This is a genomic window from Salinivibrio kushneri (assembly GCF_027286325.1).
Taxonomy (GTDB): domain Bacteria; phylum Pseudomonadota; class Gammaproteobacteria; order Enterobacterales; family Vibrionaceae; genus Salinivibrio; species Salinivibrio kushneri_A.
Window position 1 is genome coordinate 1,148,921 of the sequence record NZ_CP114588.1, and the last position, 12,366, is coordinate 1,161,286.

Annotated in this window: 10 protein-coding genes; 5 read left to right on the forward strand and 5 right to left on the reverse strand. The window is 48.3% G+C overall.

Annotated elements, in window-relative coordinates; translation table 11 throughout:
• Positions 1–73: 73 nt before the first annotated feature.
• Entirely contained in the window at positions 74–1,123 is a 1,050-nt protein-coding gene (locus N8M53_RS05495; RefSeq protein WP_269579772.1) for a hypothetical protein, read from the reverse strand.
• A gap of 330 nt (positions 1,124–1,453) precedes the next feature.
• Here N8M53_RS05495 and N8M53_RS05500 point away from each other — a divergent pair, with 330 nt between their 5' ends.
• The 3 genes from N8M53_RS05500 to N8M53_RS05510 all read left to right on the forward strand — a co-directional run bounded on the left by N8M53_RS05500 (position 1,454) and on the right by N8M53_RS05510 (position 5,145).
• Positions 1,454–2,233: a winged helix-turn-helix domain-containing protein gene (locus N8M53_RS05500; RefSeq protein ID WP_269579773.1), complete on the forward strand. Its 780-nt coding sequence runs from the start codon at positions 1,454–1,456 to the stop codon at positions 2,231–2,233.
• Between the two features lie 308 nt (positions 2,234–2,541).
• Positions 2,542–4,032, forward strand: a complete 1,491-nt coding sequence (locus tag N8M53_RS05505) for an aerolysin family beta-barrel pore-forming toxin (RefSeq protein WP_269579774.1) — start codon at positions 2,542–2,544, stop codon at positions 4,030–4,032.
• Between the two features lie 141 nt (positions 4,033–4,173).
• Positions 4,174–5,145: an ABC transporter substrate-binding protein gene (locus N8M53_RS05510; protein WP_269579775.1), complete on the forward strand. Its 972-nt coding sequence runs from the start codon at positions 4,174–4,176 to the stop codon at positions 5,143–5,145.
• A 10-nt stretch (positions 5,146–5,155) separates the two neighbouring features.
• Here N8M53_RS05510 and N8M53_RS05515 read toward each other — a convergent pair whose 3' ends face one another.
• From N8M53_RS05515 to N8M53_RS05530, 4 genes are all read right to left on the reverse strand, one after another.
• Positions 5,156–5,710 (reverse strand): sugar O-acetyltransferase, encoded by a 555-nt coding sequence (locus N8M53_RS05515; protein ID WP_269579776.1) that lies wholly within the window; start codon positions 5,708–5,710, stop codon positions 5,156–5,158.
• A gap of 210 nt (positions 5,711–5,920) precedes the next feature.
• Positions 5,921–8,362 (reverse strand): M9 family metallopeptidase, encoded by a 2,442-nt coding sequence (locus N8M53_RS05520; protein ID WP_269579777.1) that lies wholly within the window; start codon positions 8,360–8,362, stop codon positions 5,921–5,923.
• Between the two features lie 121 nt (positions 8,363–8,483).
• Positions 8,484–10,166, reverse strand: coding sequence for a Na/Pi cotransporter family protein (locus N8M53_RS05525; protein WP_420066604.1), 1,683 nt, complete (start codon positions 10,164–10,166; stop codon positions 8,484–8,486).
• A 311-nt stretch (positions 10,167–10,477) separates the two neighbouring features.
• Positions 10,478–10,600 (reverse strand): hypothetical protein, encoded by a 123-nt coding sequence (locus N8M53_RS05530; RefSeq protein ID WP_269579779.1) that lies wholly within the window; start codon positions 10,598–10,600, stop codon positions 10,478–10,480.
• A gap of 133 nt (positions 10,601–10,733) precedes the next feature.
• Between N8M53_RS05530 and N8M53_RS05535 the strand changes: the two genes are divergently transcribed.
• Positions 10,734–11,528, forward strand: a complete 795-nt coding sequence (locus tag N8M53_RS05535) for a DUF2927 domain-containing protein (protein WP_269579780.1) — start codon at positions 10,734–10,736, stop codon at positions 11,526–11,528.
• A gap of 138 nt (positions 11,529–11,666) precedes the next feature.
• The gene (locus N8M53_RS05540) at positions 11,667–12,083 is read left to right on the forward strand and encodes a CBS domain-containing protein (RefSeq protein ID WP_046073384.1); all 417 of its coding nucleotides are present in this window, start codon (positions 11,667–11,669) and stop codon (positions 12,081–12,083) included.
• Positions 12,084–12,366: the final 283 nt, after the last annotated feature.

Consider the following 12,366-nt stretch of genomic DNA (forward strand, 5'->3'; position numbering starts at 1 on the left):
GAATACATTCAACCAGCTGCCCTTATACCGATGAAAGGGCAGCTTTGTTAGTTGAGTCACAGCTTACTCGAAATTATTGTGGGAGCGCATGGACAAGCTCTGACAAGGTGTCACGGTCTGAATCTCTCACAAAACGATATTTCTTACCAAACCAGCCATCTTCGTCAATGGTCTCGACAGCGATACGAGACTGATCGCCGAGTTTAAGCTCAGGATCGGTGGCTGTTACTTTGCCTTTATGCCAAGGATTAAAGATAGTCAGGTGGCTATACTTATCGCCCATCAATAGCGGGTAGTGTGAGGGCATAAAGCGTCGAACCCCTTTGTGGACATAATCCAATTTACCGTCAAACTCAATCGTGGTGGAGCAGCTATCAAACGCATCGGCATCGGCGGCGCCGCAGGCCGAGTGGGCGGCAACCACGCCATCATCACTACCCGGAATAAAGGGAGACGTAGTACCCAAAAAGTCCGAACCATTGCCCACAAAGCGAATACGCGGCACACGGTTATCTGGCCACATCGCCAATTGACGTGCATTGGCCACTTTTAAGTCATTCAGCACGCCGATATTGTCTTTATTGGGGAGTTGCCCCATCCACAGTGACACGGCTTTTTTCATGGCATGATTTAGCCAACCGCCACCTTCAGCAACATTCACCGCGATGTTGGCCAGCTCAACGCCACCGCCTGCGCCTGCAAAGTCAAAGGTGCCGACAATATTGAGGGGCTCGAGCCCTGAATTGATCAGCCAGTTTGCTTGGTTATCTAACAGGTAGCGTGTCACCAAGTCGCCGGTAGAGTGGGTCACTAAAATGCAACCGGACAGACAGGTTTCTTGCTCGGAAAGCGTTTTTAATGCAGGCCATAGATAGTCTGACGCAATCTTGCCTTCGATCCGCTCGTGGGCGGGCCAATCGATACGGGCATCAGCATGCTGTAACCAGTAGTTTTGCCAGTAGTCTGAACCATCTACGGCTACTTGATCACGGTCTGGACGGCTTTGTAACTGATCGGGCTGAAAGCCATGGATTAAAACCACTTTGTAGGGTCCTATGGCTGCAAAACTTGCAGCAGAGAACAATGCAGAGAGGATGAAGAGTGTTTTATAAATATATTTCATTATTGTTGCCAACTTGTTTTGAGTAAACACTCAGTATTTATAGCTGATTATAAACTCATTGCCATAGTAATAAATGGGTCAGCAAAAGAAAATTTAAACGAAAAAAAGAAGAAAGCAGCCTATCCATACCCTTGTTTTGTCTAGTAAATGACCGTATTTTGTGTGAGAAGGCATCGGCTGGGTCAAGTGTTAACCATGCATTGTTAGGGGTTAATATTTTTATGAATAAACGGGTTAATCACATCATTGCTTGAAATGTGATCTTGTTTCTAAATAAAACGATGTTTATCGCACTAAATAATTGATTGTTTTATTTTTAAAGAAAAATCTATGATTTATTTCGATAATGTTGCTAGAAAACTCCATCACAATAATAAGTCAACGCGGATAGGGTTCCGGGAGACGCTTGTGCTTGAATGCCTTCTAAAGCATGCCCCTCAGGCGGTGAGTAAGAAGACGCTGATTTGTTATGGTTGGGGCAGTGAGTACATCGGCCAGACGTCGTTGGCAAAATCGATCAGTGCATTGCGGCGTGCATTACTTGCAGTCGGTGCGGATGCCTCATTGGTGATCACAGTTCCAAAGTATGGTTATCGATTAACTGAGGGCATGATCTTTCAACCTCCTGCTGACCTGGTGTGTAGTGAGGAAAGAGATGATGAGCCAGTGCAACATTCGGAGTCTCCCCAAGAAGCCCAACCCGCCCAAACTGACGCTGTTAGTCAAAGACAGCTTAAGGTGCCGTTTTACCGCCAATGTTTGTTGATTGCGATGACACTACTATTGTGTGTCGCAACGAGTGTGTTTGTGGTTGGCAAAATAAACGGATGGCGGTGGAGCGATTTGGTTCAACGAGGTGGGTTAAGCCAAAAACGTGTGGGCGCGCTTAACGTGTTTTATCGTCCTGACGCTGAGCTTAGCTTTTCTATCGAACAATTGTTGACCCATAGCCAGTGTAACTGCCTTGTTTACATTGAAAAAGAACATAAGTATTCCACTCTGATCTTTGTTTCAAAGAAGACACATCGAAGTACTTTCATTCGTTACTCGCCACTTAATATTGTTCATGCAACACAACAAATCAATGAATTTCTTAAAGAGGAAAAATAGCGAACCTATTTGCATGAGTGATAGCTAAATTAAATTTTATGTTTGGCTTTACGCCTTTTAATTACCCTGAAGATAGAGTCTATACTCTATTTTCATTCGCTGTAAATCCCTCCGTTTATTGAATAAATATCACATTGAACATCCCGTGTGCTTTTGAATACATCCTCCTAAGCTCATGAAGTTTAAGGGTAATTAAATTCAATGCTTTTCATTATTTTTTATTGATTCGTTATGAAAGGGTAAGAGCTGCGACGACCATGACAGTCGCGCAATGGCTCTTATTTAAGACTCAATAAGGAATACGTCAAATGGCTAATAGAACACGTTTAACCGCGCTCACGGTGTCCAGCGTATCATTACTGGTTCATGCTGGGCTTGCGCAGGCCAATATTTACCCTGATCAAATTGTGCTTGATAACTTAGTTGATGACCAATGTCGAGCGAACTATCGCCCCCTTACTGCCAATGAAGCTAGTACCCATCGAGACTATTTGACCGATCGCATGGGACAGTGGCAGATCTCCGGACTCGAAGATAACTGGGTCATCATGGGCAGTGGGTACAATGGCGAAATCAAACAGCAGTCGGGGGCGCCAGCGGATACCTGGTGTTATCCAGAAAATGATGAAGGTGAGATCCCCAATTATGCTGCTAAGAGCATTCCTGAAGGCACTGAGCTTGATATTCAGTATGCGCTAGTCAATAACCGCAGTGAGTTCGTTAAACCACTGAGCTATCTCGCGCATTACCTCGGCTATGCATGGGTAGGTGGAAACCACAGTGACTATGTTGGTGAAGATATGGACGTATGGCGTTCAGGCGATAAGTGGTATATCCGTGGCAATAATGATGGTGGATGTGATGGCTATCGCTGTGGAGATAAGACCACTATCACGGTCGATAATTTTGCTTATACCCTCAATGATAGCGATTTTTGGCACGGTGATGTGGTTGAGTCTGACCGTCAGTTAGTTGAAACCGTTTCAGCGGTGGCACGTAATAATACCGGCATTGATCAACAGGTTGTGGTCGATCTTAAAGTCGATGAATCCACCAATTGGGAAAAAACCAACACCTATGGTTTTTCCCAAAAAGTGGAAACTGAAAACAGTTTTGATTGGCCGCTGGTGGGTGAGACGAAACTCACAATTTCTTTTGAGGCAAACCAAAGCTTTGCCAGCAGCAATGGCGGTGCGAGTAGCGAGCAAGTGACCTTGCAAGCCCGTCCTTTCGTACCAGCACACTCAGAGATCCCAATCCGCGTTGAGTTGTATCGCTCAAGCATCTCTTACCCGTACCGATTTGGCGCAGACATCAGCTACGACGTGAATGTTAATGGCTTTTTACGCTGGGGGGGGAATGCGTGGCACTCCCATCCAGACAATCGCCCCACACATAGCCATACCTTCACCATGGGACGTGGTAGCCAACCTTCCGCGGATATTGCTTATCAGTGGCACCATCGTTATATCCCCGGTGAAGTAAAATGGTGGGACTGGAGTTGGGCGATTGAGAAATACGGCCTACAGAGTATGCAATGGGCGACAGGCAAAAGCTTACGTCCTTTCTACTCTCACGTATCTGGCGATTTCTATGCAGAATCACAATATGCGGGCACCATCGAAGTCGGACAAGCAAAGTCGCAAATCTCTCGTCAAATGCGTAGTAAGCGGTCTGCGACGCCCATGGCAAGTCACGATAGCGCAAATGGGGTGGAGCTCATTTCCAATTTTGATTCGGAAGAGTTGGCCGAGCTCGGATTTAAAAATGCTGAGTTGACGATTAGGCCCGCTCAGTAAGTTGACAGAGCAAGCCGTCATCAAACGTGTCGCACCGCAAGCGGTGCGGCCTTTCTTTTCAGGTGGCTGGTGGTCGAGCGTCTCACTTCAAAAACATGTTCTACAGTTGTAGAAGGTTGCACTCGGCGTCAAGGAGCCATAATGAGATTCTATTTACAAATATTGGCCTTCTATCTGATGAGCGTTGTACCCGCTTGGGCCGATGATGTCCTGCTGATTCAGAGTTATCATAAAGAATATGGTTGGGATGAAAGCTATATCCGTGGGCTCGAAAGTACGCTTGGCGATGACGTGACGCTACACACTTTTGAAATGGATACTAAGCGCTTACCCTCGTCACAGTTTGACGCGCAAGCCGATAAAGCCTTGGCGCTCTATCAAGAGATCAGCCCCGAGGTCGTTGTGATTGGAGATGATAATGCGTTGGGCCATATGCTGCCTAGACTGAGAAGCGAAGATATCGATATCGTGTTTTTAGGTATTAACGCCAATCCACGTCGATTAATGGCTAAATACGCCGGTACAGCGCGCGTCACTGGTGTGTTGGAGCGTCCTTTGTTTGCTCGCAGTATGAAAGAGATGAGCCAATTGCTAGGGAAAGATCAAATGAAGGTCAAAATCCTCTTTGATGCGGGCACCACGGCGACGATTGCAACCGATCACATCGCCAACCAATACGAAGATTTGAAACAACAGCTGGGTATCGATGTGACCATCGAAAATCACCGCTTGTTTTCGTCTTGGAAAAACTCAGTAGAGCAATCCAATGATTACGACGCGATTGTAGTCGGTTTATACCAGATTATCCGCGACGACTCGGACAAAGTGGTTGATGCCAATAAAGTGCTCTCATGGACCAATGAAAACAGTGAGACGCCTTTGTTCGGCTTTTGGGACTTTTCGGTCGGAAAAGGCCAAACAGCTGGCGGGGTCGTGCTATTTGGCGAATCCCAGGGTGTACAAGCGGGCAAATACGTCAACCGCGTGTTGGCGGGTGAAGAAGCCTCGGAAATTTCGGTCATTCATGGCAAGAAAGGGAGAGCCATTTATAGCGCCGCAGAGTTTGAACGCTGGGAGCTGACTCCTCCGGCCCAATGGCGAAATATTGACTAGCTTTTTAGCCTCATTTGCCATTGAGCGTTTTTATATAGTGAGCAGGTGTGCCACCGTAAAGACTGTCAGGCGGCACGTCGTGTTTCACCACCGCGTTGGCGGCTATTACGCTGCGTGCGCCGATGGTGACGCATTGACAGATCACCACATTACCGCCAATCCACACATCGTTTTCCACCACGATGGGTTTGCACCAAGTCTCCCACGAGCGGCGGCTTTGATAATCGAGAGAGTGGGTGGGAGTGTAAAACTGGGTATTGGGGCCAATCAGCACATGGTCACCGATAGTGATCGGGGCACCATCGAGCATGGTGACATTCATGTTGATTAAGGTATTGCGGCCAACCTGGATGGTCTCACCGAATTCACAATGGAATGGAGGTTGGATCACCGAACCGTCGCCGATATCATTCAATAACTCACGCAGCAGTTGCTGCCTTGTCGTCGCCTCTATTGCTTGATTGAATGCCAGTAAGGTTCGTGTGGCATGGTCTCGCCTGATATCAATGGAGCCATCACTGTCATCGAAGACAAATCCTTGGCACATCTTTTCCCATTCGGTCATGGTTTCTCCTTATTATTCGTGAACCGTGATACAAGGCCAGTCATTGCGGCATTATCTCAGCTTGTGGGAGCGTGAAAACAGAAATCATCCCTTAAGCGTTTTTCCTCTTTCTATTCTTTTCCCATTTCTATGGCAACCGAACAAAAAAGCGCCACTCGGCAGTGGCGCTTGGTAACATTTTTTTAGTGCTTAGTGCTTAGTGCTTAGTGCTTAGCGAAAATAAACACGCACATCGGTTTGGCTTCGGCTTCCATCACCGGCGAGTAGCAAATGCAGACGCTGCTGGTCACTCAAGTCGACTTCGATGTACTGGTTGCTGCCCGGTACGTCAGAGGCTGCTTGGTTTTGTGCTTGCGTTGGCCAGTAATCCTCAGCGGCGAACACGCCCAGATCCCCCGAGTTACCATCCGCCATGACCCACACTTGCGCTTTGGTGGCTCCTGCAGGCACATCGGCATACAGATAGCGACGTTGATAAACACTAATACTGTTTGGGCTGGCGACGTTAAGTTGCGTTGGGCGCAAGTCATCGGTGCCAGCCGGTGTTTCAGGCTCTGGTTCTGGGGTTGGCTCGGGTTGCACTTGGCCCTCAGCATTCACTTTGACAGTGACATCGGTAAAGTCACCGCGACCGGTGACACTTAAGGTATACTGACCCGGTTTCACATCATTAAGCGTCACGGTTTCATGACTGGTTTGGTTCCACTCGGTGGCGTCATAGTCGTAATAGTGCGCTTGACGGCCTTTTGCCACGTAGAGATCCGCGTTGCCCTGTCCCTCGATACTAAATGTCAGCGCACTGGCAGGGTGGGCTAGGTCAATTTGATACAGGTGCTCACTGTATGCTTGCCCGCTAATGGTGACGGTTTGACCTAGAGACAGTGTTGTTACTTCTGGCTGCTCTGGCTCTGGCTCGGGATCAGGGTCTGGACGAGGTGGTTCACCGCCATCGGTGTCTTCCAAAGTGGTCAGCCACTGCGCGAATGCCTGATCATAACGCTGACCATAGTCTTTAACTAAATTTGCCCACTGCTCGAATTTCCCGGTGCGACCCGCGTTAAGCAAGGTTTCCACAGCGTCTGGATGCTTTTCAAACAAGAAGCGTACGGCCAAATATCCCCAGCGATACACGCGATTCACATCGTGCTGATAGGTGGTGGCAAACACGTCACTGAGTGAATAGCCGCCTTCTTTGCCTAAGCGAATTGCTTCGGCATAGTCATCGCCATGTGCCATGAATTCAGCAAAGCCTTCTAGCCACCACACGGTATGACCGTGGCGAAGCACGTCGTTGAAGTCGCCGTACATGTTAAATCGGCCATCGAGATAATGGACATACTCGTGTTCGAGGTTCCAAATCGAAAGCGATTGGCCATTATCATTCCGGTACGCGATAAAACGGGCTTGGTTGTTTGGATCGGCAGGGTTCCCTTCTAAGTATTGGCCACCATTATCCGTTGAGTTACCAAACAAAAATGCTGAGTAGGTTTTGTAGTCCGATGGGTTATCAAACACCACGACTTCAACGTTGTCGTTTAGATCGTCGGCGACGGCTTGATAGCCTGAATTAACGGTTTGATGAAAAGCCACTTCTTTGTCGTGCAAGCTTTCACATGCCTGCTGCGCTTGCGCTTGTGTCATGCTCTGTGAGCGAATAATAGCCGGGCCATCACATTGGTGGCGATAAGGCATCACTTTGGCTTCGAGCGTGGCTTTGGCATCAGACAAGCCTAATTCGGCCATCTTGTCGGGCGCATAAGCATCCACCATTTCTACCATGCCCACCCAAACGGCATCGTTTTTGCCGCCCAGCGGGAAACGGGGTAGTAGGTCACGATAATGGCTAATCACACGATCTCGCACGCTGGCTTGTGGGGCCATCAATAGCCGTCCCATTTCGCGGACCGTGTTTGATACTAACAACGCCCCGTGGTCGCTGTTGGAGAGCTGAGGATGATTGACGACGAACTGATAAAGGCGGTCAATCAAGGAGAGATCGGCGGCGAGCACATCGTAAAAGGCTTGACGTGATTGGTGGCCAGCCATGGCACGAAAAAGGTTGTTCAGTGCATCCGCGTAACGGCGCTCGTCCAAGCGTTCTTGGTCGAGGTTTTCAAGCAGTTGAATTTGTGAGTCTAGGGTTTGCGGCAAGCGCTTGATGCTGTCGGCCATCAGCGTTAAACCATGCAAAGCATCGGTTTGGGCACTGCCCTCTACCGTGGCGAAAGGCGAACGTAAGAACGTATTAATCGCATCCGCAAGGCGATCATCTAACGTATCAGAAAAGTCAGCGTTCGCTTTATCGCCATAGAAGCGAACATAATAGGCCGCGCGCACATACTCGGCTAGATTCGCAATTTGGCGAGCTTGTTTGTCATCACCCTGATAATTGGCAATGGTCTGCGATAAGCGCTGCGCCACTTTGCTTACAAAAGCTTCTTGGTAGACGTTGCTATATCGAATAGACGTGGTGTCATACCAGCTGGTAAAGCAACTGCGTTCAGCGCTCATAATGGCTTGGATTGGCGCGTTGCTCGTCGCCAAATCGGCAATCTCACATTGAGCATCAGCCCATGCACTGGTGCTGCTGAATGCGGCGAGCGCAATCAGTGTCGATAAAGGTTTAGGTCGGGAAGGGAATAATGTATACATTTCAGGCTCCTAGATATTATCAGGCGGAGCCGTTATAACGATTTTCCCGACAATTTGGTCTTATTGGGCCCAAAAATTAGGGCTTGGTTCCGTTTTCTTTTTTTAGTCTGTCGGTGATGTATCACTGCGGGTCTTTTTCTCGCAGGTGTAATTTGGCGATACGTTTTGTCACTGTATACACACGTTTCAAAGACTCGGTCCACTCCATCTCAATGCTGAATAGCTGCAGGCGGTTGGCGTCGTGCTCGACTAAGCGCTCGGCTTGGTGAGCCAACACTTTATCTAATAGGGCGTTGAGCGCACGCTTGGTATGTAATACTTGCTTGGCTTTTTTGTTATCACCACGTCGAATCGCATTCACGCTATCGAGCAGGGCGTGAGTAACCTTATCTTGAATCTCGTCAAGCGTTTTACGCATTTCATCGCTGATATGAATGTCTGCGTGCAATGATTTATCCATTATGGGAACCAGGGTGTCCTCAATAAGATCAGCGATACTCTCGAGCTGATCGGTGGTGCTAATTAGAGCGATTTGTCGATCACTCTGAACCTGAGTGAGGGGCTCTTTGCGCAATCGGCCAAGATAAAATAAAACGTGCCCATGCAAGACATCCACTTGGTGCTCAAGCTCATCAATCTTTTCAAGCGCTTCGACAGCAGCTTCACGTTCTTGTTGAGTGGCCAGCTTGGAGGTCAGTGGCGGGAGGGCATTCATCATATTACATACCCGACGTCCGATGCGTCCAATTTCGAGCTGGGCTTGATCCATGGCTATATCGGGTGTCATTAGCAGCTCTTTAGAGAGGTATTTGGGGGAAATAATAGGTTGCTCTCTCGTTGCAGGCTTACGTGTTTTAGGGACGATTTTCTTGGCGAGCCAAACAAACCCACCGACAAACGGCAACATGAATAATGTATTGACGACGTTGAATAGGGTGTTGGCATTGGCAATTTGGCGAGGCAATTCCGCCCCTAAGCGTTCAACTCCCGAAAGATCGGGGTGGCTCGGCGAAAGTGCGACGCTCCAATCACTTAGGACACTGATCAACGGAAGCCATATCAGCACCCCTATAATATTAAATAGAATATGTACACTGGCAGTTTGTTTGGCCTCCCTTGATTTCCCGATCGCGGCGAGAAGGGCGGTCACACAAGTGCCGATGTTGGCACCCATGGCTAACGCTATCCCGCTCTCGAGAGAGATAAAGCCTTGCCCAGCAAGGACGATGACAATCCCGGTTGTGGCAGATGACGATTGCACCAGTGCAGTAAATAAGGCGGCAAGTAAAATGGCAAAGAAAGGGTTGTGCATTTTCGCCATGGCATCAATAAACGGCTGATAATCGCGCAGAGGCGACATTGCCTCACTCATCACGTTCATCCCTGTAAAGATCAACCCCAATCCGAATAGCATTTTACCGTATTGCTTGGTTTTATCAGCGTTAGCGGTAAATTGGATTAGAAAGCCGATAGCGACCATCAGATAGGCGGCTTGAGTGATTTTAAAAGCCACAATCTGGGCGGTAATGGTTGTCCCGATATTGGCGCCCATGATCACCCCAGTGGCTTGCGCGAGTGACATTAACCCTGCGGAAATAAACCCGATGAGTAGCACAGTAGTGACAGAGGAAGACTGAATGGTCGCGGTTACCCCTGCGCCAGTAAATACACCGGCGACCCGGTTTGTGGTGAGTTTGGCCAATAAGGCTTTAAGTCGACTTCCAGCCGCATTTTTCAGCGCATTAGACATTTTATCCATGCCATATAAAAACAGCGCCAGACCACCGAGCAGCCCCATTAACATGGTCGGATAATGGATAATTGATGGATCGGCATTGGCGGCCCACGCGAGGGTGGGGAGCGTTATAACGATGATGGTAAAAAAGCGCCAGTGCCAAGGGTTACTCAACGCGGGTCGTCGCATTTATCGCCTCTACTCTATAGATTATTACCAATAATCATTAACATAGATGCAATAAAGCTGTAATGCGAGTGGCGTCGTGACGTTAGGTCAGGCATTGACGGGAAGAATCGCTAGGGGATCACAGTCCTAGCGCAACACAGCAAGGTATTAGTCATAATAAAGCGGCCGACAGAAGGTCGGCCGCAAAGGGGTTAGCCTTGGCTTGTTTGACCTTGTGCAAACGCAATGGCCTGCTGCTTGCGCACTAAGGCTTTATTGCCAATTTGTCGACGAGATTTTTCACGAAAGCTTAGTGCTAACGATGATGCCGTCATTGCGCATAGTGATCATGGCTTAATGCCGCGCTCAAATCTAAGCTTGAGGCGTCGACCACTGTTAAAAAAATGATTCAAGCGTCGCACTTTCGTGACTATGCTAGCTAAGGGATTCGATATCAGGAGTAATACTGTGAGTCACTCATATTGGCGGCTTTTTCAGCGGGTGGTGTTATTAGGCGTTTGCCTAACGGTGACGCCTGTAATGGCAAACCAACGGGCTTGGCAGTCGCCCGACTATATTGTTGACGCTTTTTATCGTATTGCCTTTCAAAGCGAGTATGTACAAGGTGAACAAGGCGTCCGTAAGTGGGAGGGCCCGATCCGCTATTATGTAGCGCACCCGATCAGTGAGAGCCAGTTACACGACGACCTTGTCTCTTATCACTTATCACACCTTGAGACGCTAACCGGGATCGACTTTATCCCAACTACCATTCCGCAGCGTGCCAATCTGACGATTATGTTCACCAATCATGAACGTTTTTTAGAAGACGCGCGCAAGCAGTTTGCCAATGCTGATGTGTCGCCATTACGTGACGCTGTGTGCGCGGCCAACTTTCGGGTCAATAAACATGGTGCGATTCGCCATGCCGCGGTCGTCATTCCGGTTGATTTGGCGCGCTCCAAAGGGAAGCTCGTGGCCTGTGTGGTCGAGGAACTGACCCAAATTATGGGGCTGCCCAATGACGATGACCGCGTTTTCCCATCCATTTTTAATGACCGTGCCCCACAACAGCTTTTGACTGGGCTGGATGGCTTACTGCTCAGGTTGTTATATCTCGACGAAATAGAAGCAGGGCAAGATTGGCAAACGGCGCAGACCATCATTCAGCCAGTCGTTGAGCAGTGGGCAAGTGATGGCACCATCGACAATGCACACCGAAGTGTTAAAACCGGTGAGCTTTATCGTTTACTAGGCTGGTAGTCTAAACAATAATCACCTCATTGTTCGATTGGTTTGCTCAATAACACAAATTGTTTAAAGTGATTTAGACATTTCGCCAACTTCGACAACACTTAAAGTACAGGACAGTAAATTGTCATGACGATTAAGGGAGGCGACATGGAGTCGATCACAGTTAAAGATTATATGAACAAACGCCCGGTCACATTTTCACCGGATATGCCGCTTTCTAGTGCACTGGAAAAACTGCTTCGTAGTCAGCAAACTGGCGGACCTGTAGTAGATGCCAATAAGCGGTTGGTCGGATTTATCTCCGAGCAAGATATGCTGCAGCAGCTGCTACGTGATAGCTATCACTGCCAAGATTCACACGCCGTGGCGGATTGTATGACCAGCAACGCGTTGGCGGTTGAATCTGAGGACAGTATTATCAAGCTTGCGGAAATGATGGCACCCACCAAGCCTAAACTGTATCCAGTGGTCGATGAGGGCAAGCTGGTTGGCATTATCACCCGTCGAGATGTCTTAAGAGCCATCAGCATGCAAATGGGGGAATGCTTAACCCATCCTGTATAACTGCCTCATACTGGCACCTTACATCCGGTAAGGTGTCGTTCCTTACTCAATATCCCCATGTGTGCGCTTGCTAATATGGCGCGTTGTGTTTGTTAGCTCAGATAAGTAGGTGCTAACTTTCCCCTTGTTTTCCTCAAAGGCGCCAACCGTTACTGAGCAAAAATGCAGCGAGATCTGGTTTGTTTTTAATCAGTCGTCTGTGCTGGCAAGTTGCTTTTTACCCTTCTTTATTAGCTATTTAGGTGCCTTCTAGCGATATATACGTCGATTATTGGTGCTTGTT